The sequence below is a fragment of the Micromonospora sp. WMMD712 genome (assembly GCF_029581295.1).
Lineage (GTDB): Bacteria > Actinomycetota > Actinomycetes > Mycobacteriales > Micromonosporaceae > Micromonospora > Micromonospora carbonacea.
Genome location: NZ_CP120743.1, coordinates 2,387,578 through 2,409,811, shown reverse-complemented (window position 1 = coordinate 2,409,811; position 22,234 = coordinate 2,387,578). Strand labels below are relative to the sequence as shown.

Below are 22,234 nucleotides of genomic sequence, written 5' to 3'. Positions count from 1 at the left end.
CTAGCTGACCGGGCGACCCCGCCAGGACAGGCGACGCCGCTTCCGCAGATGGTACGACCGCGCGGTCAGCCAGCCGAGGACCACGACCGACACGGGGTGGCCGAGCGCGTCGGGCCACCACCGGCCGCCGGTGGCGCGGGCGCTGACCGCCCGCCCGGCCACCCCGAGCAGCCAGGCCAGCGCCGCCACCGCCGCCACCGCCGGGGCACCCGCGACCAGGGCGGCCAGCGCGACCAGCGGGGGAGCCGTGTAGAGCAGCAGCAGGGCCGCCAGCACGGCCGCCGCCGCCGTCGGGTGGCCGAACGAGGCCCACAGCGACTTGGTGTAGCCGTCGCGCAGCTGCGGCCAGTCGTCGTACATCCGGCAGGTGGCCAGCCGGGAGCCGTCGGCCAGGGCGATCCGGCCGCCGGAGCGCTTGACCGCGCGGGCCAGCTCGATGTCCTCCAGCACCCGGTCGGCCACGGCGGCGTGGCCGCCCGCCGCCGCGTAGCCGGCCCGGTCGACCACGAGGAACTGCCCGCCGGCCGCCGCCAGCGACGGCCGCGGCGAGCGCTCCATCGCCCGCAGCGGCAGGAAGGTCAGCCACAGCCACTGCAACAGCGGCTGCACCAGCCGGTCCGCCGGGGTCCGGGTCACGATCTGCGGGTACGGCGACAGCAGCGTCGCCCGCGCGGCGCGCAGCTCGGCGACGGCCGCCGCCACCGCGTACGGGGCGAGGACGACGTCGGCGTCGACGAAGGCCAGCGCGGTGGCGGCCGGGTCGGCGCGGGTGGCGAGCTGGTGGCAGGCGTGCGGCTTGCCCAGCCAGCCCGGCGGCGGGGCGACGCCGGTGAGCAGGGTGACCCGGTCGTCGCCGCCGGCGACGGCGCGGACCACGTCGGCGGTGTCGTCGGTGGAGCCGTCGTCGAGCACCACGATGCGCAGCCCGGGCACGCCGCGCTGGGCGAGCAGCGCCTGGAGGCACGGGGTGACCCGGTCGGCCTCGTCGCGCAGCGGCAGCAGCACCGCGACGGCCTCGGCGACCTCGACGGGCCCGCCGGCCGGGCGGCGCAGCCACCGGGTCGCGTTGACCCAGGTGTGCGCGGTGAGCGCGGCGACGGCGGCGAGCAGCAGCAGGACGCCGGTCATGCGGTCGCGTCGGCGGGCGGGCCCTGCTGGGGCTGCCGGTCCTGCCGGCGGTCGCGGTCCTGCCGGTCCGGTCGGCGGTCGCGGCCCAGCGCCAGGGCCAGCGGGACGGCGGCGACCGCCATGCCGGCCGCGCCCCACGCCGCCGACGCGGGCAGGCCGAGGAACACCGCGTGCGCCAGGACGCTGGAGGCGTACGTCCACAGGTAGAGCGCGAACATCGGGGCGTCGCCGGGGCCGGCCCGGTCGACGGCCGGCCCGGCCAGCGGGCGCAGCGCCGCCATCAGCAGCACCGCGAACAGCAGCCAGCCGAGGTAGTTGCTGACGGGCACGCCGGGCAGGCCGGGCAGCGCGGGGGTGGCGTCCCGCCACACCCAGTAGCCCTCGGCGACCATCTGCGGGTCGAGGAACAGGTCCCACGCGGCGAGCCCGACGGCGGCGAGGGCCACCCGGGCGACGCCGGGGGCGACGAGCCGGGCCGCCGTGAGCCACGCGGGCCAGGCCATCCAGGTCCAGGCCAGGGGGATGACCAGCGGCACCCCGGCCAGCTTCGGGCCCAGCTCGCCGGAGTAGTCGTAGCTGCCGAACGGGAAGCCGGTGGCCACCCCGAGCGCCTCGATGGCGAAGCCGCCCCCGGTGGCCACCGCGACCAGCGCCGCCGCCGCGCGGGGCCCCCGGGTCAGCAGCGCGTGGCCGACCGAGAGGGCGTAGCCGAGCACGACGGTGGCCACGGTCAGCCCGGCCCGGGTGGCGTCGGCGGTGAGCGGATAGCAGATCTGGGCCAGGACCAGCGCGCCCAGCCCCACCCAGGGCAGCAGCGGCCGGAGGCCGGTCCGGGTCACGGCGCGGCCGGTCCCGGTGCCGGGCCGGCCTGCGCGGGGGCGCCGGAACCGGCCCGGTCGGCGGCGGCCGGGCCGGCCGGGGTGAGCGGGAGGTCCCGGCCGAGGATGCCGAACGGGCGCTCGTCGCCGGGGAAGTGGAAGTGGCGCAGCACGTCGACGAAGCCGAACCGGCGGTACAGCCGCCAGGCCCGGGACCGCTGCTCGTCGGCCTCGGGCGTGGAGAGCAGGGTGGTGCCGCCCGGCGCCATGGTGAGCAGCGCGGTGAGCTGCCGGGTGCCCAGGCGGTGCCCCTGGGCGGGCGGCCGGACGTGCAACTCGACCACCTCGAAGCAGTCGGTGAGCCAGCGCCGCCGGGCTCCGGCGGTCAGCGCCCGGTGCACCTGGTCGTGCCACCACTGGCCGGGCGTGCCGAGATAGCCGTAGCCGAAGCCGGCCAGGTGCCCCTCCGAGGTGAGGCTGGCCACGGCGCGGAAGCCGGGGCGGCGCACGTGGGTGGCGATGTAGCCGCGCCGCGCCTCCAGCAGGTCGGCCCGGTAGTTCATCGCCTCGCCGTAGACGGCCACCACGTCGTCCAGCCGTCGGACCAGGTCGTCCGGCGTCCAGCGCACCAACCTCATGCCCGTCCATCCTTCGCCGTTGCCGCGTCGCCGTCGGCGACCCACCCCAGCACCGCCCGGTCGCCGACCACGTCGCGCACCTCGAACCGCGCGAAGAGCTCCTCCGCGTACCACCCCTCGGTGGGGGTGCGCGCGATGGCGGCGCGGTGCTCGGGGTGACGGTACGCGAACGCGACGAGGTCCGCCGGATCGCGCCACACGCTGACCGTGCCCTGCCAGCCCAGCGGGGCCTCGCCGACGCCGAACCGGGCCAGCAGGCCGGGCGCGGCGTGCAGGGCGGCGGCCACCGGCGGGACGGCCCGCCAGAAGGTGGCCGCCCGGCGGGCCCGCAGCCGGGCCCGGGTCAGCGCCAGCACCGGGCCGGCGACCCGGCCGCCGGACGGCTCGCCGAAGGGCCGCCGCCCGGACCACTCGCCCCGGCTGGTCAGCGGGCGCAGGTCGACCCGCGCCGCCGAGCGGGCGACGCGGGCCCAGGAGCGGCCCACCGGCGAGGCGTCGAAGCCGGCGGCGTCGGCCGCGCGGTCCCAGACGGCGAGGGCCGCCCAGCGGGTCGGGTCGGCGTCGCCGGGGCCGAAGCCGGTGCCCGTCCCGGTGCCGAGCAGCTTGCCGAACCGGACCCCGGGGGTGCGGCGCAGCCGGGCCGGGTGCGTCGCCATCCGGCCCAGCGCGCCGGGCAGGGCCGCCCGCCCGATCCGCCAGACGTGCAGGGTGACCAGCTCGGGGACGCCGCTCACGCCACCTCGGTCGCGGTGCCGGCGGTGATCCGCAGCAGCTCCGCGTACGTCGTGGGGAAGACCGCCTGGGGCACCCCGCCGGCCGCCCAGACCTCGTCGTGGCCCGCCAGGGCCACGTCGACGAGGGTGCGCAGCGGCCCGGGGTGGCCGAGCGGGGCGACCCCGCCGATCGGCTGGCCGGTGTGCGCGCGGACGAACTCGGGGGTGGCCCGGCGCAGGTGGGTGAACCCGAGGTGCGCGGCCAGGCCGGCGGCGTCCACCCGGTGCGCGCCGGAGGTGAGCACCAGCAGCGGCGCGCCGTCGGCGTCGAAGACGAGCGAGTTCGCGATGGCGCCGACGGCGACGCCGAGCGCGTCGGCCGCCGCGGCGGCGGTGTGCACCGCCTCGGGCAGCAGGCGGACCTCGCTGGGCCGGCCGGAGCCGTCCCGCGCGCCCGCGGCGTCGAGGGCCTCCTGCACGGCCCGCACGTTCGGGTGTGGCTGCATGCCGCCCATTCTCCCCGCCCCCGCCGGGCCCGGCGCACCCACCCACCCGCGCCCCCGCCGGCCGGCTACGCCGCGGCGGCCCACGCCGTCGGCCGGGTCCCCGGCCAGCCGGGGGTGGCCCGGATCCGGCCGTCGGCGGTCACCAGCAGGGCGGCGTACCCGTCGAGGGTGGCCAGCCAGTCCAGGGTGTCCGGGCCCCCGGCGACGGCCGCCGTGGCGTACACGTCGGCCCAGAGCAGGTCGGGGCCGACCACGGTGACCGCCCGGACGGCCCCGGCGGGCCGGCCGGCGCGCGGGTCGGTGATGTGCGTGCCGCGCCGGGCGGTGCCGGAGGTGGCGACCGCGCCGGACGCCCGCTCCAGCACGTCGAGCAGGTGCCCGGGGCGCTGCGGGTCCTCGACGCCGACCCGCCACGCCGGTCGGTCGGGCGCGGCGCGCAGCAGCACGTCGCCCCCGGCGTTGAGGCACACGTCGTGGTCGGGCAGGTCGGTCAGCCACCGGGCGGCCCGCGCGACCGCCCAGCCCTTGACCAGCCCGGACGGGTCGAAGCCGACGCCGCCGCGCGGCAGCGGCAGCCGCCGGGCGTCGAACCGGCCGTCGGTGCGCAGCCGGGCCCGCTCGCACAGCTCGACGACCTCCCGCACCGCCGGTTCGGCGGTGGCCGGGTCGGGCGACCGGCCGTCGAGCCGGCCGAGGACGCTGTCCGGCCGGTACGTGCTGAACGTGTCGTCGGCCGCCCGCAGCTCGGCGAAGAACGCCTCCACCCGGGCGGCGACGGCGGCGTCGCGCACCCCGGGCCCGCGCAGGTGCACGCTCACCGGCAGTCCCATCACCTGTTCCACCCAGGCCCGCCGGCCCGGCTCGGTGGTCGTGGCCATCGTGTTCACCTTCCCGCTCACAGGTGGGCCGCGTCGATGGCGGCCTGGAGGGACTCCCGGTAGCCGTCGCTGGTGACGGTGGCCCCGGAGACCGTGTCGATGTCGGCGCTCTGCGCGGCCAGGGCCGACTGCCGCAGGATCGGCACCGCGTAGTCGTTGATCTGCTGGTCCCGGTGGTTGCCGTCGGGCACCCGGAGCGTGGTGACGTCGGTGATCTTCCCGCCGGAGACGGTGATCCGGACCTGCACCGGCCCCCACCGGGTCTGCGCCACCGACCCGTCGTACCGCCCGGCGTCGGTGCCGGACGAGCCGGTGTCGGCGTCGGTGCCCGACGGGCCGGTGTCGGTGCCGGCCGGGCCGGTGCCGGCGTCGCCGCCCGTGCCGGCGGCGATCGCGCTGCTCTCCCCGCCCACCCCCATCGTGCTGGTCTTGTAGCTGAACAGCAGCACCAGCGCCGCCACGGTGGACAGCAGCCACACGGTGATCCGTCGCATGGAAACCCCCTTCGCGCCTGTCACCAGGCAAAACGTTCGTGGTGGGTGTGCTCGTCGGGCACCCCGGCGGCGCGGGTCGCGGCCCGCGCCGCGTCGACCCAGCCGTCCGGGCCGCAGAGGAAGACGTCGTGGTCGGCGATGTCGGGGGAGAGCCGGCGCAGCGCCTCGGCGTCCGGCGTCCCCTCCGCGTACGCGGGCAGCCAGGCGGGTCGCCCGGCGCGCGGGCCGACCAGGTGGTGCACCACCACCCCGCGCTCGGCCGCGAGCCGGTCCAGCTCCGCGCGGAAGGCGATCTCCTCCCCGGTACGCGCGCGGTAGAGCAGCACCGCCTGCCCCGGTGCGTACGGCAGCTCCCACAGCAGCGCCACCAGCGGGGTGACGCCGACCCCGCAGGCGAACAGGGTGATCCCGCCGCCGCGCCAGTGCTCCCCGGTCAGCCGCCCGTACGGGCCCTCCAGCAGCACCCGGGTGCCGGGGCGCAGGGCGGCCACCCGGGCGCTGCCGTCGCCGAGGTCCTTCACGGTGATCCGCATCAGGTCCCCCGCCGGGGGCGCCGACAGCGAGTACGGGTGGGCCCGGGACCAGCCGGGGCCGTCGAGGAACCGCCAGGAGAAGAACTGCCCCGCCCGCACGGGCAGCCGGTGCAGGTCGCGCCCGCGCAGCCACACCGAGGTCACCCCCGGCGCCTCGGGCACCACCGCCGCCACCTCGACCCGGTGCCGCAGGGAGCGCCACGCCGGCAGCCCGAGCCGGAACACCAGCACGCTGCCCAGCGCCAGCAGGTAGACCGTCCACCAGTACGCCCGCGCGGCGGGGGCGGCGACGAAGTCCGCGCCGGTCCAGAGCTGGTGCGGCAGGGCCAGCGCGATCCCCAGGTACGCGTACAGGTGCAGCAGGTGCCAGGACTCGTAGCGCAGCCGGCGGCGGGCCGCCCGCACCGAGGTGGCCACCACCAGCACCAGCAGGCCCAGCGCGGCGGTGGCCAGCAGCATCCCCGGGTAGCCGGTGACCAGCAGCCAGGACTGCGTGACGACGTCCTCGCGGGCGGTGCCGGCGTACCCGATGGTGGTCAGCGCCACGTGGGCCAGCAGCAGGTGGAACGAGGCGAAGCCGGCGAGCCGGTGCCAGCGGGCGATCCGGTCCTGGCCGAAGCGCCGCTCGACCAGCGGCACCCGGGCCATCAGGACCACCTGGATCAGCATCAGGTCGGCGCTGAGCAGGCCGGTGAGCCGGCCGGCGGAGGTGAGGCCGCCGGCCACCCCGGACAGCAGCTCCTGCACGCCCCGGTCGGCCGTCCAGAGGGCGGTGACCACGAGCAGGCTGAGCACGGCGGCGACGCCCGCCGCGTCGGCCCACCAGCCGGGCGCCCCCGGCGGGACGAGCCGGGCCGGGGCCGGTCGCCCGGCGACGGCGGCGCTCATCCGACGATCGTTTCGGTACGGCTGACGTTCATGGTCCCCACCCTGCGGCGGTGACCTCGACCGGTCCTTTGCGAAGCCTGTGCGCGTCCTGGGAGTCGCGGCGGTCAGCGGCCGGCGGCGGGCGCGCCGGTGACCACGGCGTCGGGCGCGGGCGGCACGGTCTGCCGTCCGGGCGGGGCCGACCGGGCCGTCTCGGCCAGCGCCACCCCGAGCAGCACCAGCGCGCCGCCGCCGAGCTGGGCGGCGTTGAGCGTCTCGCCCGCGCCGATGACGACCCAGGCGACCGCGGCGGCGAGCACCGGCTCCACCATGCCGACGATCCCGACGCTGGTCGCGGGCAGGTGCCGCATCGCGCCGGCCACCAGCAGGTACGGCACGACCGAGCCGAGCACCACCACGTACGCGCAGAGCAGGGCGACCGGCACGCCCCCGGCGCGGCCGGTCAGCGGCTCCCAGCCCCCGGCGCCGGCGGTGACCGCCCGGGTGAGCAGCCCGGCCACCGCGGAGCCGCCGAACGCCCAGGTGCACAGCGACAGGGTGTCCCGGCCCTGCACGCCCCGCGCCCCGAGCACGTAGTAGCCGGCCAGGAAGACCGCCGCGCCCACCCCGGCGAGCACGCCCAGGCCGTCCAGGCGCAGCCCGCCCCACACCTCGGCCACGCAGCCCAGCCCGACGAGGCTCAGCGCCAGGCCGACCCAGAGCCGGGGGCGGACCCGGTGCCGCTGGCCGAACCGCGCCCAGAGGGCGACCAGCAGCGGGGCGGAGTACTCGAACAGCAGGCCGATCCCGACCGGCAGCCGGGAGATGGCGACGAAGTAGAGCATCGGCACCAGGAAGAAGCCGGTCAGGCCGTACCCGAGCAGCAGCGGGAGCTGCCGGGGGGTGACCCGCAGCCGGCGCGCCCCCGGCCGCAGCGCGACGCTGAGCAGCAGCAGGACGACGACCGCGCCCAGGGCGCGCAGCAGGGTGAGCTGCTGCGCGTTCAGGCCGGCCCGGAGCACCAGCTTGGAGACCGTGCCGTTGACGGCGAACAGGGCTCCCGAGCCGAGCACCATGGCGACACCGAGGGCGGGGCGGGGAGTCGTCACCAGCAGAGGCTAGCGTCGCCGTCTGTTTCGGCACGCCGGCCTGCCACACGTTGCGTTTTCGTCGGGCGCGGGGTGTACTGTCAGCAGTAGTTAGAACGAGTGTTCGATTGCCTCGAACGTTCGTTCCAACCACCCGGGGTGGTGTTTCGCGGCGCCGGCCCCGGGCGGTGCGGCTCCGCGGGCCGCACCTGGGTCCCGGGCAGTCGCGAGTCCGGGCCCGTCAGGCAGGAGCGTCGCCCGCCGCCCACGACCCCCGGGCGGCGGGCGACGAACCCGCCGGCCGCCGGCCGGGTGTGGTGTGGGGAAGCGTCCACACCCGGCCGGCCCCACCCGGTGCGTCTTCCTCCGCACCACCCGACCCGGCCCGTGCCGGCGGCCCCGGCCGCCGTGCCCGGCCCCGGCCACGTGGAGGAGACAGCCCATGCCGACCAACTCGGCCCAGCCACCGACGGTGCCGGCGCACGTGCTGCCGAACCGCACCCCGGCCCAGCTCCTCGCGGTGGCCCGGCACGGGCTGGCGGAGGCCGCCCGCACCCGCCCCGACGGCCTGCGCTACGCCGCGGCCCACCTCGCCGCCCTCCGCGCCGCCGCGGCCGTGCTCGCCGCCCGCGCCCGCCCCGCGCCGGCCCGGCGACACCGCATCACGAGCGTCTGGGTCCTGCTCTGCACGGTCGCCCCCGAGCTGGACGAGTGGGCCGCCTACTTCGCCGCCGGCGCGGGCAAGCGCGCCGCCGCCGAGGCCGGCATCCCCCGGGTGGTGAGCGCCCGGCAGGCCGACGACCTGCTGCGGGCGGCCGAGCAGTTCGTGACGGTGGTGGAGACCTCCCTCGGGCTGGCCCACCAGCCGGAGCTCGACGGCCTCGCCGCCTGACCGCGACACCCACCCAGCACAGCACTTTGGCACAGCACTTCGGCACTTCGGCAACGACGGGCGAGGCACGACAGGGGGTAGGTCCGATGGCGGGCCGCATGGTGGTCGGTTCCGCCGCACTGGCCGGCCTGGTCCGTCCGGCGAGCGCGCCGGACCCGGCCGGGGCGCACCGGACACTGCCGGTGGCCGCCGAGCTGACCGGCCTGCTGCCCAGCCGGGGGCTGCGCCGGGGCAGCACGATCGCGGTCGCCGCCGGCCAGCCCCGGCGCAGCGGCGGCACCTCCCTGGTGCTGGCGCTGCTCGCCGAGGCGTCCCGGGCCGGCTCGTGGTGCGCCGTGGTGGGGGTGCCGACCTTCGGCGCGGGGGCGGCGGCCGAGGCCGGCATCGCCCTGGACCGGCTCGCCCTGGTGCCGCAGCCCGGGCCCGACTGGCCGACCGTCGTCGCCGCCCTGATCGACGGGGTGGACGTGGTGGTCGCCGCCGTGCCGGCCACCGTCTCCGCCTCCGTGGCCAGCCGGCTGGCCGCCCGGGCGCGGCAGCGCGGCAGCGTGCTCGTCCCGTACGGCCGGTGGGACGGCGCGGACGTCACGTTGCAGGTGGTCCGGGGCGTCTGGGAGGGGCTGGGCCAGGGCCGGGGCCGGCTGCGGCGGCGCGAGGTCACCATCTGTGCCCGGGGGCGGGGCGCGGCGGCCCGGCCCAAGGAGATCAAGGTCTGGCTCCCCGGTGACGCGCTGACCCGGGTCGTCCCCTGCCCGCCCGTCGCGCCGGGCGTCTCCGCCACCGGCCGCTCGGCCGCCGGCCGGCTCCGCCCCGTTCCGCCGTCGCTGCCGTCGGTCGCCCCGCCGCCGCCTCCGTCGGGCGTCCCGTCCTCGTCGGCTGTCCCGTCCTCGTCGGGCGTCCCGTCCTCGTCGGCGGGCGCACCGCCCCGCCGTGGCGCGCTCACCGTGGTCGGTCCCGCGTGACCGGTGCGCCGGTGCGGACGCTGCTGCTCTGGTGTCCCGACTGGCCGGTGCTCGCCGCCGAGATCGTCGACGGGGTGCCGGCCACCGGGGCGGTGGCCGTGCTGCACGCCAACCGGGTGGTCGCCTGCTCCGAGGCGGCCCGCGCCGAGGGCGTCCGCCGGGGCCTGCGCAAGCGGGAGGCGCAGGCGCGCTGCCCCCGGCTGACCGTCGTCGACCACGACCCGGGGCGGGACGCCCGGGCCTTCGAGCCGGTGGTCGCCGCCGTCGAGGAGCTGGCCGCCGGCGTCGAGGTGGTGCGCCCCGGCACCTGCGCGCTGGCCGCCCGGGGCCCGGCCCGCTACCTGGGCGGCGAGGAGGCGGCCGCCGAGCGGATCATCGAGCACGTCGCCCAGACCTGTGCGGTGGAGAGCCAGGTGGGCATCGCCGACGGGGTGTTCGCCGCCGGCCTGGCGGCCCGTGCCGGGCAGGTGGTGCCCCCCGGCGGCACCCCCGGCTTCCTGGCCGACCTGCCGGTGGAGGCGCTCGGCCGGCCGGCCCTGGCCGACCTGCTGCGCCGGCTCGGCGTACGCACCCTGGGGGGCTTCGCCGCGCTGCCGGCCGGGGACGTGCTGGCCCGGTTCGGGTTCGACGGCGCGCTGGCCCACCGGCTCGCTGCCGGCCGGGACCACCGGCCGTTGGCCGTCCGCCGGCCCCCGGTGGACCTGGCCGTCACCGCCGACCACGACGAGCCCGTCGACCGGGTCGACGCCGCCGCCTTCGCCGCCCGTGCGCTGGCCGAGCGGCTGCACGACCGGCTCGCCGCGCACGGGCTGGCCTGCACCCGGCTGGGCATCGAGGCGGTCACCGCCCACGGCCAGGAGCTGCACCGCGTGTGGCGGCACGACGGGCTGCTCACCGCGGCGGCCATCGCCGACCGGGTGCGGTGGCAGCTCGACGGCTGGCTCACCGGCAGCGCCGGCCGCCCCGGCGCCCGCCCGACCCGCCCGACGGCGGGGATCATCCGGCTGCGCCTGGTGCCCGACGGGGTGCTCGCCCGGGCCGACCTGCAACCCGGGCTGTGGGGGGAGACGGGCGAGGAACGCGAGCGGGCGCACCGGGCGCTGAGCCGGGTGCAGGGCCTCCTCGGCCCCGAGGCGGTGGTCACCGCGGTCCTCGGCGGCGGCCGGTCACCGGGCGACCAGGTGCGGCTGGTGCCGTGGGGCGACGAGCGGCTGCCCGCCCGCCCCGGCGAGCCGACCGGCCCTGCCCGGGGCGGGGCGGCCTTGCCGGGGCGGGGCGCGTCGCCGCCGTGGCCGGGTCGGCTGCCGCCGCCCTCGCCGGCCGTGGTGCTGCCCGCCCCGCTCGCGGCGACCGTCCACGACGCGGCCGGCGAGCCGGTCGGGGTCAGCGCGCGGCTCCAGCTCACCGCCGCCCCGGCGCGGCTGGCCGTCGGCGCGGCCCGGCCGGTGGAGATCGTCGGCTGGGCCGGCCCGTGGCCGGTGGACGAGCGCTGGTGGTCCCCGGCGGAGTCCCGCCGCCGTGCCCGGTTCCAGGTGTGCCTGGCCGACGGGGCGGCCCTCCTGCTGGCGGTCGAGTCCGGCCGGTGGCTGGTGGAGGCGATCTATGACTGACCGTCGGAGTCTCCCTGCTGCGGATCTTGGAAGTTCGTGGACCCTCCAGGGGCCGGAAACTTCCAAGATCTCCGTGGCTCGGGGCGCGCGGTGAGCTTTCACAACCCCGGCGTGGGGTGGAGGGAGCTGGAGCGGGTGCTCTCGGGCCGGGCCGGGCCGGGTCCGGGCGGGTCAGGGCGGGCCGGGGCGGATCGGGGCGGCGGGGAGGGCGAGCAGGGCGGGGAGGGCGAGCAGGGCGGCGCGGGCGGGGCGGGCGGGCGACGCCTGTGGGCCGTGGACCCGCCCGTGGTGGATCCCCTCGCCGTCGACGCCGACGGGGGCGACGGCCCCGCCTGGAGCCGCCACCGGGGCCGGTACACCCCGCCGGAGCCATCCCGCGCCGGCGGCGGCCCGGGAAGCGGCGGCCCCGGCACCGGCGCGGTGCCCTACGCCGAGCTGCACGCGCACAGCAACTTCAGCTTCCTCGACGGGGCCAGCCACCCGGAGGAGCTGGCCGAGGAGGCGGCCCGGCTCGGGCTCACCGCGCTCGCCGTCACCGACCACGACGGCTTCTACGGCGTGGTGCGCTTCGCCGAGGCGGCCCGCGCGCTGCGCCTGCCGACGGTCTTCGGCGCGGAGCTGTCCCTCGGGCTGCCCGGCCCGCAGAACGGCGAGCCGGACCCGCTCGGCGCGCACCTGCTGGTGCTGGCCCACGGCCACGAGGGCTATGCGCGGCTCGCCGCGACCATCTCCCGGGCCCAGCTGCGCGGCGGCGAGAAGGGCCGCCCGGTCTACGGCGAGCTGGAGGAGGTGGCCGCCGAGCTGCGCGACCACGTGCTGGTGCTCACCGGCTGCCGCAAGGGGCACGTGCCGGCCGCGCTGCTCACCGCGGGCGTCGACGCGGCGGCCCGGGAACTGGACCGGCTCACCGCGCTGTTCGGCGCGGAGACGGTGGCGGTGGAGCTGACCGACCACGGGCACCCGGTCGACGGCGACCGCAACGACGCGCTCGCCGAGCTGGCCCGCGCCGCCGGGCTGCCCACGGTGGCCACGAACAACGTGCACTACGCCACCCCGGGCCGCCGCCGGCTGGCCACCACCCTGGCCGCCGTGCGGGCCCGGCGCAGCCTCGACGAGATCGACGGCTGGCTGCCCGCCGCCGGCACCGCCCACCTGCGCGACGGGGCGGAGATGGCGGCGCGGTTCGCCGCGTACCCGGGCGCGGTGGCGCGGGCCGCCGAGTTCGGCGCGGAGCTGGCGTTCGACCTGCACCTGGTCGCGCCGAAGCTGCCGGCGTACCCGGTGCCGCCGGGGCACACCGAGATGAGCTGGCTGCGCGAGCTGACCATGGCCGGGGCCCACGAGCGGTACGGGCCGCCCGCGGCGCACCCGGAGGCGTACGCGCAGCTCGACCACGAGCTGCGGATGATCGACGAGCTGGGCTTCCCCGGCTACTTCCTGGTGGTCTACGACATCGTCGCGTTCTGCCGCGAGCAGGACATCTACTGCCAGGGCCGGGGGTCGGCGGCCAACTCGGCGGTCTGCTACGCGCTGCGGATCACCAACGTGGACGCGGTGCGGCACCGGCTGCTGTTCGAACGGTTCCTCGCCCCGGAGCGCGACGGCCCGCCCGACATCGACGTGGACATCGAGTCCGACCGCCGGGAGGAGGTGATCCAGCACGTCTACGCCCGCTACGGCCGGGAGCACGCCGCCCAGGTCGCCAACGTCATCTCCTACCGGCCCCGGTCGGCGGTGCGGGACGTGGCGAAGGCGTTCGGCTTCTCGCCCGGCCAGCAGGACGCCTGGAGCAAGCGGATCGACCGCTGGGGCTCGGTCGCCGCGGTCGACGCCGAGGACGTCCCCGAGCAGGTCGTGACGTACGCGAACGAGCTGCAGACCTTTCCGAGGCATCTGGGCATCCACTCCGGCGGGATGGTGATCTGCGACCGGCCGGTGATCGAGGTCTGCCCGGTGGAGTGGGGGCGGATGCCCGGCCGCAGCGTGCTCCAGTGGGACAAGGACGACTGCGCCGCCGTCGGGCTGGTCAAGTTCGACCTGCTCGGCCTCGGCATGCTCTCCGCCCTGCACTACGGCTACGACATGATCGGCGAGACCCTCGACCTCGGCGACATGACGCTGGACGACCCCGAGGTCTACGCCATGCTCTGCCGGGCCGACTCGGTGGGGGTGTTCCAGGTGGAGAGCCGTGCCCAGATGGCCACCCTGCCCCGGCTCAAGCCCCGCGAGTTCTACGACCTGGTGGTGGAGGTGGCGCTGATCCGGCCCGGCCCGATCCAGGGCGGCTCGGTGCACCCGTACATCCGGCGGCGCAACGGCCAGGAGCCGGTGGCGTACCCGCACCCGCTGATGCGCAACGCGCTGGAGAAGACCCTCGGCGTGCCGCTGTTCCAGGAGCAGCTCATGCAGCTCGCCATCGACCTGGCCGGCTTCGACGCGGCGGAGGCCGACCAGCTGCGCCGGGCGATGGGGGCGAAGCGGTCGGTGCAGCGGATGGCGCGGATCGCCGACCGGCTCTACGCGGGGATGGCCGAGCGGGGCATCGCCGGCGAGCTGGCCGACGACGTCTACCGCAAGCTCACCGCGTTCGCCAGCTACGGCTTCCCGGAGAGCCACGCGATGAGCTTCGCCTACCTGGTGTACGCCAGCTCCTGGCTCAAGCGCTACCACCCGGGCCCGTTCCTGGCCGCGCTGCTCAACGCCCAGCCGATGGGCTTCTACTCGCCGCAGACCCTGGTGGACGACGCGCGGCGGCACGGCGTGCAGGTGCGCCGGCCGGACGTCAACGCCAGCGGCGCGAAGGCCGTGCTGGAGTCCACCCCGGACACCCGGTGGGGCAGCGCGTCGGGCGAGCCGCCGCACGCGTGGGGGCTGGGCGGTCCGGCGGTGCGGCTCGGGCTGGGCGGGGTGCGTACCCTCGGCGACGGGGTGGCCGAGCGGATCGAGGCGGAGCGGGCGGCGCACGGGCCGTACCGTGACATGCCGGACCTGGCCCGGCGCGTGGGCCTGTCGGCCGCGCAGCTGGAGGCGCTGGCCACCGCCGACGCCTTCGCCTGCTTCGGGCTGACCCGGCGGCAGGCGCTCTGGGCGGCCGGGGCGGCCGCCCAGGACCGGCCGGGCCGGCTGCCGGGCACGGTGACCGGCGCGACCGCGCCGACCCTGCCCGGCATGGACGCGGTGGACCGCCTCGTCGCCGACGTCTGGGCGACGGGCCTGTCGCCGGAGAGCCACCCGGCCCGGTTCCTGCGCGACCGGCTCGACGCCCTCGGCGCGGTGCCGATCGCCCGGCTGGGCCGGGTGGAGCCGGGCCGGCGGATCCGCGTCGGCGGGATCGTCACCCACCGGCAGCGGCCGGCGACCGCCGGCGGGGTCACCTTCCTCAACCTGGAGGACGAGACCGGCATGCTCAACGTCACCTGCTCGCCGGGGCTGTGGCAGCGCTACCGGCAGGTGGCGCGCACCAGCGCCGCGCTGGTGGTGCGCGGCCGGTTGCAGCGGCACGAGGGGGTGACCAACCTGACCGCCGACCGGCTCGACCCGATCGAGGCGCCGGTCGCCCCGCCCTCCCGCGACTTCCGCTGAGGTGTAAGGAAGGGCACCTTTGTTAACGCTTTCTGCATAGCAGGGGCCCCCTGTTAACGCCGCCGGGGCTGACTAGGCTCGACCGTGTGGAGCAGACCAGTGCCCGGTTCACCGGCCCGCCGTTGACCCCCCGTACCGCCGTCATCTGGTCGGTGCTCCGCGCCGAGCTGGAACGTCGCGCCGGCGACCGGCTCACCGTCCTCGACGTGGGCGGCGGCACGGGCGGCTTCGCCGTGCCGCTGGCGCAGGCCGGGCACGGGGTCACCGTGGTCGACGCCAGCCCCGACGCGCTCGCCGCGCTCACCCGCCGGGCCGCCGAGGCCGGCGTCGCCGACCGGGTGCGCGCCGTGCAGGGCGACGGCGACGCCCTCGCCGGGCTGGTCGAGCCGGCCAGCGTCGACCTGGTGCTCTGCCACTCCGTGCTGGAGGTCGTCGACGACCCCGCGCCCGTGGTGGCCGCGCTGGTCACCGCGCTGCGCCCGGGCGGCGCGGCGAGCGTCCTGGTGGCCGGGCAGGCCGCGGCGGCGCTCGGCCGGGCGATGAACGGCCACCTCGACGTGGCCGCCGCCCTCGCCGCCGCCCCGACCGGCACCGCCGGCCCCCGCGACACCCTGCGCCGGCGCTACGACGCCGACCGCGCCGCCGCGCTGCTGGCCGCCGCCGGCCTCACGGTCGAGGAGATCCACGGGGTACGCGTCCTGGCGGACCTCCTCCCCGCCGCCGTCGCGGACGGCCAGCAGGCCGCCCTGGTCGAGCTGGAGCGGGCCCTGGCGGCCCGGCCGCCGTACCGGGACCTCGCCGCCCAACTGCACCTCTTCGCCCGCCGCCCCGCATGACCGCCGCCGTCCCGCCCCCGCCCGGTGAGCCAGCGCGGGGGGCCGTCCCGGCCCCGCGCCCGCCGGCCGATCCGCTGGCCCCGGTGCCGCCCTGCTACGGCGGGGGGAGCCTGGCCGACGTGCTGCCCAGCGCCCTGGCGGTGCTCGGCGTGCCCGGGGCCGTCGACCTGCTCGGCCTGACGCCGGCGCTCGCCGGGGTGCGGCGGGTCGCGGTGCTGCTGGTTGACGGGCTCGGCTGGTACCAGATCCCCACCGCCGCCCCGTACGCCCCGACCCTGGCCGGGCTGGCCGCGACCGTCGGCCGCCCGCTCACCTCCGGCTTCCCGTCGACCACCCCGACGAGCCTGGTGACGCTGGGCACCGGGGCCGCGCCCGGCGCGCACGGGGTGCTCGGGTTCCGGGTGCGGGTGCCCGGCACCGACCGGGTGCTCAGCCACATCGAGTGGACCGGCGACCCGGAGCCGCTGCGCTGGCAGCCCGTCGCCACCCAGCTCGAACGCGCCCGCGCCGCCGGGGTCGCGGTGACCGTGGTGAGCCGCCCCGAGTACGCCGGCAGCGGGCTCACCCTCGCCGCCAACCGGGGCGGGGACTACCGGGGCGCGGCCGACGCCGACGCGCTGGCCACCGCGATGCTGACCGCGCTGCGCGCCGGGGCCGGGCCGGCCCTGGTCTCCGGCTACCACCCCGACCTGGACCGGCACGGCCACCTCTCCGGCGTCGACTCGCAGCCGTGGCGGGCCGCCGCGACCGGGGTGGACGCGCTGCTCGCCCGGCTGGTCGACGGGCTGCCGCCGAACGCCGCGCTGCTGGTCACCGCCGACCACGGCCAGCTCGACGTGCCGCCGGCCGACCGGATCGACTTCGACGCCGACGACCGGCTGCGGGCCGGGGTGCGGGTGCTCGCGGGGGAGCCCCGGGTCCGCTACCTGCACGTCGCGCCGGGAGCGGCCGACGACGTGGTGGCCGCCTGGTCGGCCGTGCTCGGCGACGCGGCCCGGGTGCTGCGCCGCGAGGAGGCGGTGGCGACCGGTTGGTTCGGGCCGGTGCCCGAGGCGCACCTGGGCCGCATCGGCGACGTGGTGGTGGTCTGCCGGGGCACGTCCGCCGTGGTCGCCACCCGCTCGGAGCATCCCATGGACTCCCGCCTGGTGGCCTACCACGGGTCGGACACGGCCGCCGAGATGACCATCCCGCTGCTGGTGGTGCGCGGCTGAGCGGAGGCACCTGCGCGCCCGGGCGGTGCTGAGCGGGGCGGCGCGGCCCCGGGGGCCGCGGTGTGTCGTACCCGGGAGCTAGCCTGCGGGCATGGGTCGCAGTCAGTCGTTGCCGCGCGGCGGCGACCCGCGCTTCGGGCCCGACGGCGACGACTCCGGCAGCCCGATCCTGCACGTCGACATGGACGCCTTCTACGCCTCGGTCGAGGTGCGCCGCCGCCCCGAGCTGCGGGGCCGGCCCGTCGTGGTCGGCGGGGTCGGCCCGCGCGGCGTGGTCAGCGCCGCCAGCTACGAGGCCCGCCGGTACGGCGTCCGCAGCGCCATGCCGATCATGCGTGCCCGGGCGCTGTGCCCGCACGCGGTCTACCTGCCGCCCGACTTCGCGCAGTACACGGCGGCCTCCCGGGCGGTGATGCAGATCCTGCGGGACGTCACGCCGCTGGTCGAGCCGCTCTCGCTCGACGAGGCGTTCCTCGACGTGGCCGGGGCCCGCCGGTTGTTCGGGCCGCCCGCCGAGATCGCCCGGGGCATCCGCGCCCGGGTCGCCGAGGAGCAGGGGCTGACCTGCTCGGTGGGGGTCGCGCCGAGCAAGTTCGTGGCCAAGCTCGGCTCCACCCGGGCCAAGCCCGACGGGATGCTCGTGGTGCCGGCCGACCGGGTGCTCGACTTCCTGCGCCCCCTGCCGGTCGACGCCCTGTGGGGCGTGGGGGAGCGCTCCGCCGAGACGCTGCGCCGGCTCGGGCTGGCCACCATCGGCGACCTGGCCGAGGCGCCGCGCGGCATGCTCCGCAAGGCGCTCGGCGAGGCCGCCGCGGCCCACCTGCACGAGCTGGCCTGGGGGCGCGACCCGCGCCGGGTCAGCCCCGAGCAGGTGGAGAAGTCGATCGGTGCGGAGGTGACGTTCGACGCGGACGTGGCCGACCCGCTGGAGATCCGCCGGGCCCTGCTCGCCCTCGCCGAGAAGGTCGGCGCCCGGCTGCGCCGGGCCGGGCAGGTCGGCCGCACGGTGTCGATCAAGGTGCGCACGGCCGACTTCCGCACGGTCAGCCGGTCCCGCACCCTCGACGTGGCGACCGACACGGCGCGGGAGATGTTCGACACGGCCTGGGCGCTCTACACCGTCCTCGACCCCGGTGAGCGGATCCGCCTCGTCGGGGTGCGGATGGAGGGTCTCGCCCCGGCGGGCGAGACGCCGCAGCAGCTGACGCTGGGCGCGCCCGAGCGCGGCTGGCGGGAGGCGGAGGCCGTGGCGGACGCCGCCGCTGCCCGATTCGGGCGTTCCGTCATAGGTCCGGCGAGCCTGCTCGGCCGGCGCGATCCCGGGCGAACCGAAAATCCGCCCCGCCCATAGGTCGTCCCGCTTTCCGACGCGCGACCCCCCTCGTAGACTTGTCGTTAAGCAGCCGGTTGGCTGCCACGGTCTGTCGGTCCGACCGGGCCGACCAGCGTGACCGGGGAGGAGTGCCGTGCCGCTCTCGGAGCACGAGCAGCGGCTGTTCGAGCAGATCGAGCGGTCGCTTGCCGAGGACCCAAAATTCGCCTCGGCCGTGCGTGCCAGCGATCCGCGCTTCCACGCGCGGCGTCGTCTGCTCGTCGCTGCCGGCGCGATCATCGTTGGCCTGGCTCTACTGGTCTACGGTGCGGTGATCAAGACCCCACCGCTCGCGGTGGTGGGTTTCGTCATCATGCTGGGTTCGGCGGCGTACGCGGTGCAGTCGCACCGCAAGGCGCAGTCCCCCGACCTGCACGTGGTCGGGGGGACGACCACCAGCCGACGCCGCCCGCGCGGGCGGTCCGGCCGACGGTCGTCGTTCGTGGATCGGATGGAGGACCGGTGGCGGCAGCGCCCGGAGGGGCACCGCTGACCCGGTTCCACCGCTGATCCTCGGTCCCGCCGGCCCGGCGGGACCACGCTGATCCGGCCCGCCGACAGCGGGCCGCTGCCTCCTGCCCGCGCTTGCGCGGCTACACGCTCTCTGCCTCCCTGTGCACTAGCGTCAGGGGTGTGAGGAAGCGTGCTGCGAGGTATGAGCCGCTGACGGTGGCGCGGCTGGGTGCTCTGCTCGTCGGGGCCGACGAGACACGACGATGGCGGTTGGTGGCGGAGTTCCTGGAAGAGTACCGCTGGGAACCGTCCGAGATGCGTGCTGGTCTGTTGGAACAGGAACCATCCCCTACGGGGGACGAGCACTGGGACGTGTTCCTCGCCGCGTTGACCGAGCATGTGGCGGCCAAGGATGGGCGCGGTGCGCCGTCGTGGGTCGAGACGCGGTCGCTGCGGCGTTTCTGGTTTCCTTTCAACACCCGTGCTGCCCGGGTCGACGCTGTGGTGCACGCGCCCGCAGCGTTCCGTCGTCGTGGCGTGTACGTGTCGGCGCAGGAGCTGAACGTCGCATGAGCCTCGATGATCCGCTGCTGGACCGCGCCGCGATCGAGGATGCTTTTCGTCGGCTTGGGGACCGGCTGGCGAGGCGAGGCATGGTCGCGGATCTTTACATCTTCGGTGGGGCCGCTATGGCGCTGGCCTACGACGCACGACGGGCGACCCGTGACATCGATGCCGTGTTCCACCCGCACGGGGTCGTGCTCGACGAGGCTCGAGCCGTCGCTGACGAACTCGGCCTGCCGCACTGGTGGCTCAACGAACAGGCGAGTGCCTATGTCGCCCCCGGCGGCGACGCGGCAGCTCCTCGCGTATTCGATCATCCAGGCCTGCGGGTTGCGGCAGCGTCTGCGGAACATCTGTTGGCGATGAAGGTGCTTGCCGCTCGTCGTCGAGACGCCGAGGACATTCGCTTCCTGGTCGATCACCTCAGGCTGACCCGTGCCGAGGAAGTCCTCGATCTGTGCGCGGAGATCTTCCCCGAGGAGGAGGTCCCGGGCCGGGCGAGACTCGTGCTCGACGACGTCTTCGACAGCCAGTAGCCCCTGTCAACGAATCGGGCGTGATCTCGACGACCCGCGCGGGTCAGCGGCCGGTGCGGGTGGCCAGCAGGCGGCGCGGGCTCCAGCGCAGCAGCCGGTAGCGGGCGTCGCCCGTCCTGGCCACCAGCCGGGAGGACGCGTTGCCCAGCGCGGTGCGCCAGCGCAGCAGCACCGACGGCGGCAGCACCGCCGCCAGCAGCCGGGTGCGCCGGTCGGCCCGGGTGGCGAGCGCGCCCCGGACGGCGCGCAGCGCCGGGTGCAGCTCCCCGCCCGCGAGCGGGGTGCGGGCGTACCGGGCCAGTTCCTCGGCGCGGCCCAGCAGCCGCACCGCCGTGGCGGCGGAGGCGTTCTCGCCGACGGCCTCGGTGACCAGGCGCTCGGCGGTCGCCCGCGGCGTCTCCGTCCGGTCCACCCGGACCCGGTAGTCGACCAGGGTGTCGAGCAGCTCGTCCCAGGCGGCGTGCGCGTCCGCCCGCGCCCGGTCGGGGTCCAGCACCACGGTGACGGGCCGCCCCGGTTCGCCGGCCGGGCCTGTGCCGGCGTCCACCGTGGCCGGGGCGAGCGTCACCGCCGGCCGGGCGGCCCGCCGGCGGCGCAGCGCCATCCGCAGCAGCGCCGGCGCGGCGAGCAGGGCCAGCAGCGCCAGCGCGCCGGCCGTCCACCAGGGCCACACCGGGGCCTGCCGGGTCGGATCGTTCGCCCCGACCGCCAGGCCGGCGTCGGTGTCCGCGTCGGCGGCGTCCGGGCCGGCGGCGTCCGGCGTCGCCTCCGAGTCGTCGGGGGCGGCCGGGGCGCCCGGCTCGGTGGCCGCCGGCTCCGGCGCGTCGGTGTCCGGTGCCCACGCCGAGCGGGTCGAGCCCTGCACGCCGTACGCCGGGGTGGCGTCGAACGGCACCCAGCCCATCCCGTCGAAGTAGACCTCCGTCCAGGCGTGCAGGTTGCGGTTGGTCAGCACGTACCCCTCGTCGGTGCGGCCGGTGCCGTTGGTGAAGCCGAACGCCACCCGGGCCGGGATGCCGGCCGACCGGACCAGCCACGCCATCGCCGCCGCGTACTGCTGGCAGAAGCCGGCCTTGTTGTTGAGGAAGTCGACGATGTCCTGACCGCTGGTGCCGCCCTTCGTGGTCAGGCTGTAGGTGAAGCCGTTGTCCGCCGAGAAGTGGTCGTAGATCGCCCGGACCTTGTCGTAGTCGGTGCTGCGGCCGCGCACGAGGTCGGCGACCAGGGTGTCGACCTGCTCCACCGGCGGGGTGGCGGTCTGCTGGAGCCGGATCGGGTGGTCCGACGGCAGCGACGGGGCCCGCCGCAGCGCCGTCGGGGTGTACGTCGACCGGACGTACTCGAACGAGTAGCGCTTGCCGCGGGAGTTCTCCCGGTTGGAGAAGACGACCTGCTGGTTGGGGTCGTAGAGCCAGTTGCCGCTGAGCTCCTCGGTGCGCACCGGCTCGGCGTAGGCCGGCAGCAGCGGCATGTTGAGGTTCTTGGAGACCTCCACGGTGGCCTGGTACCGCGTCCGCTCGACGCCGTTGCCGGTCCCGGAGCGCTGGGTCGGGTCGGGCAGGTCCCGGGTGACGGGCCGGCCGGTCGGGTTGCGCACCCGGAACCCGTCGGGCCGCAGCTCGTCGGCGACGCCGTAGCGCAGGTAGAACGGGTTCGTCTCGGTGGTGGTCACCGTGACCATCTCGTAGACCTCGGACTGGTTGAGCTGCCCGCTCAGCGAGGCGAAGAGGTCGATGCGGCCCGGGTTGCCGCCCTGGCCGTTGCCCGACCCGGTGCCGGTGCCGGCGCCCACGGCGTTGAGCAGGCCGCCGGTCATCCCCGGCACCGCCAGCGGCAGCGCCACCGCCAGCACCACCCCGACCACGGCGAGCCGCCGCCCGGCGGCGGCCAACGGCGAGGACTCCCACACGTCGACGTCGCGGCCGTCGCCGGTGAACCGGCGGCCGAACCGGCGCACCCGGTCGACGTTGTCGGTGACCAGCAGCCACAGGTAGCCGGCCGCGCCGACCACGAACGGCACGGCGGGGACGCTGTCGACGTAGACGGCGACGGGCACCGAGTAGATGGCCAGCATCGGCAGCCCGGCCAGCGCCGGGCGGCGCAGGCCGACGGCGAGCACGTCGACCACCACGGCCACCCCGCCGATGCCGAGCACGCTGACGAACAGCAGCGGGTCGGTGTCGGGCACCTTCACCCCGTACGAGCGCATGTCCACCACGGACGCGCTCAGCAGCTCGCCGAAGTGGGCGAAGGTGCCCGGGGTCGGCAGGAACGCCACCAGCTCGGTGCCGGCGGGGAAGAGCCAGGCCAGCGCGAGGGTCAGCCCGCCGAGCATGCCCAGCACCTGCCCCCACAGCGGGGCCCGGACCAGCCGGGTCAGCGCGGCCACCCCGGCGACCACCGTGACCGCGATGGCCGCCTGGATGAGCCAGGTCCACCGCTCGAAGATGGCCGACAGCGGGGCCGCCGCGAGCAGGGTCGCGGCGGCGGCCACGAAGCCGAGGTTGCGGGTCGCGGTCACGGGGGAGCCCTTTCCGGTCATCGTCCCGC

At 77.1% G+C, this 22,234-nt stretch carries 19 protein-coding genes and 1 pseudogene; 10 read left to right on the top strand and 10 right to left on the bottom strand.

The window, feature by feature from the left end:
• The 9 genes from O7633_RS09985 to O7633_RS09945 all read right to left on the bottom strand — a co-directional run bounded on the left by O7633_RS09985 (window position 1) and on the right by O7633_RS09945 (window position 7,684).
• Window positions 1–1,128, bottom strand: coding sequence for a glycosyltransferase (locus O7633_RS09985; protein WP_282327492.1), 1,128 nt, complete (start codon window positions 1,126–1,128; stop codon window positions 1–3).
• Entirely contained in the window at window positions 1,125–1,967 is an 843-nt protein-coding gene (locus O7633_RS09980; protein WP_282327490.1) for a carotenoid biosynthesis protein, read from the bottom strand. Before O7633_RS09980 ends, O7633_RS09985 begins: the two co-directional genes overlap by 4 nt.
• Window positions 1,964–2,584 carry a GNAT family N-acetyltransferase gene (locus O7633_RS09975; RefSeq protein WP_282327488.1) on the bottom strand — a complete coding sequence of 207 codons (621 nt, stop codon included), beginning with the start codon at window positions 2,582–2,584 and terminating at the stop codon, window positions 1,964–1,966. The genes O7633_RS09980 and O7633_RS09975 overlap by 4 nt, the downstream gene beginning before the upstream one ends.
• On the bottom strand, window positions 2,581–3,318 hold the full coding sequence (locus O7633_RS09970; protein WP_278128213.1) for a monooxygenase: 738 nt from the start codon (window positions 3,316–3,318) through the stop codon (window positions 2,581–2,583). Before O7633_RS09970 ends, O7633_RS09975 begins: the two co-directional genes overlap by 4 nt.
• Entirely contained in the window at window positions 3,315–3,803 is a 489-nt protein-coding gene (locus O7633_RS09965) for a YbaK/EbsC family protein (RefSeq protein WP_074474476.1), read from the bottom strand. Before O7633_RS09965 ends, O7633_RS09970 begins: the two co-directional genes overlap by 4 nt.
• Before the next feature lie 65 nt (window positions 3,804–3,868).
• Window positions 3,869–4,681, bottom strand: coding sequence for an FAD:protein FMN transferase (locus O7633_RS09960; RefSeq protein WP_278128211.1), 813 nt, complete (start codon window positions 4,679–4,681; stop codon window positions 3,869–3,871).
• Between the two features lie 17 nt (window positions 4,682–4,698).
• A complete protein-coding gene (locus tag O7633_RS09955) occupies window positions 4,699–5,175 on the bottom strand; it encodes an FMN-binding protein (RefSeq protein ID WP_282327486.1) in 477 nt (158 codons plus the stop codon).
• 20 nt (window positions 5,176–5,195) lie between these two features.
• Window positions 5,196–6,596, bottom strand: a complete 1,401-nt coding sequence (locus O7633_RS09950; RefSeq protein ID WP_282327484.1) for a ferredoxin reductase family protein — start codon at window positions 6,594–6,596, stop codon at window positions 5,196–5,198.
• Window positions 6,597–6,700: 104 nt separating this feature from the next.
• Window positions 6,701–7,684, bottom strand: coding sequence for an EamA family transporter (locus O7633_RS09945; RefSeq protein ID WP_219824940.1), 984 nt, complete (start codon window positions 7,682–7,684; stop codon window positions 6,701–6,703).
• A gap of 421 nt (window positions 7,685–8,105) precedes the next feature.
• Between O7633_RS09945 and O7633_RS09940 the strand changes: the two genes are divergently transcribed.
• The 10 genes and pseudogenes from O7633_RS09940 to O7633_RS09895 all read left to right on the top strand — a co-directional run bounded on the left by O7633_RS09940 (window position 8,106) and on the right by O7633_RS09895 (window position 19,684).
• Window positions 8,106–8,555, top strand: a complete 450-nt coding sequence (locus O7633_RS09940) for an SAV_6107 family HEPN domain-containing protein (RefSeq protein ID WP_074474473.1) — start codon at window positions 8,106–8,108, stop codon at window positions 8,553–8,555.
• A gap of 86 nt (window positions 8,556–8,641) precedes the next feature.
• Window positions 8,642–9,382 (top strand): annotated as a pseudogene (locus O7633_RS09935) (hypothetical protein); the annotation flags it as partial.
• Between the two features lie 131 nt (window positions 9,383–9,513).
• Window positions 9,514–11,127 carry a DNA polymerase Y family protein gene (locus O7633_RS09930; RefSeq protein WP_348776326.1) on the top strand — a complete coding sequence of 538 codons (1,614 nt, stop codon included), beginning with the start codon at window positions 9,514–9,516 and terminating at the stop codon, window positions 11,125–11,127.
• A gap of 90 nt (window positions 11,128–11,217) precedes the next feature.
• A complete protein-coding gene (locus O7633_RS09925) occupies window positions 11,218–14,709 on the top strand; it encodes an error-prone DNA polymerase (protein WP_282327476.1) in 3,492 nt (1,163 codons plus the stop codon).
• Window positions 14,710–14,777: 68 nt separating this feature from the next.
• Window positions 14,778–15,545, top strand: coding sequence for a methyltransferase domain-containing protein (locus O7633_RS09920; RefSeq protein ID WP_282328512.1), 768 nt, complete (start codon window positions 14,778–14,780; stop codon window positions 15,543–15,545).
• Window positions 15,542–16,759 carry a nucleotide pyrophosphatase/phosphodiesterase family protein gene (locus O7633_RS09915; RefSeq protein ID WP_348776325.1) on the top strand — a complete coding sequence of 406 codons (1,218 nt, stop codon included), beginning with the start codon at window positions 15,542–15,544 and terminating at the stop codon, window positions 16,757–16,759. Before O7633_RS09920 ends, O7633_RS09915 begins: the two co-directional genes overlap by 4 nt.
• Before the next feature lie 91 nt (window positions 16,760–16,850).
• Window positions 16,851–18,110, top strand: coding sequence for a DNA polymerase IV (locus tag O7633_RS09910; protein ID WP_282327475.1), 1,260 nt, complete (start codon window positions 16,851–16,853; stop codon window positions 18,108–18,110).
• 115 nt (window positions 18,111–18,225) lie between these two features.
• Window positions 18,226–18,624, top strand: coding sequence for a DUF3040 domain-containing protein (locus O7633_RS09905; RefSeq protein ID WP_043967266.1), 399 nt, complete (start codon window positions 18,226–18,228; stop codon window positions 18,622–18,624).
• Window positions 18,625–18,764: 140 nt separating this feature from the next.
• Window positions 18,765–19,157: a hypothetical protein gene (locus O7633_RS09900; RefSeq protein WP_282327474.1), complete on the top strand. Its 393-nt coding sequence runs from the start codon at window positions 18,765–18,767 to the stop codon at window positions 19,155–19,157.
• Window positions 19,154–19,684 carry a DUF6036 family nucleotidyltransferase gene (locus O7633_RS09895; protein WP_282327473.1) on the top strand — a complete coding sequence of 177 codons (531 nt, stop codon included), beginning with the start codon at window positions 19,154–19,156 and terminating at the stop codon, window positions 19,682–19,684. The genes O7633_RS09900 and O7633_RS09895 overlap by 4 nt, the downstream gene beginning before the upstream one ends.
• Before the next feature lie 43 nt (window positions 19,685–19,727).
• Here O7633_RS09895 and O7633_RS09890 read toward each other — a convergent pair whose 3' ends face one another.
• Entirely contained in the window at window positions 19,728–22,205 is a 2,478-nt protein-coding gene (locus O7633_RS09890; RefSeq protein ID WP_282327472.1) for a DUF3488 and transglutaminase-like domain-containing protein, read from the bottom strand.
• Window positions 22,206–22,234: the final 29 nt, after the last annotated feature.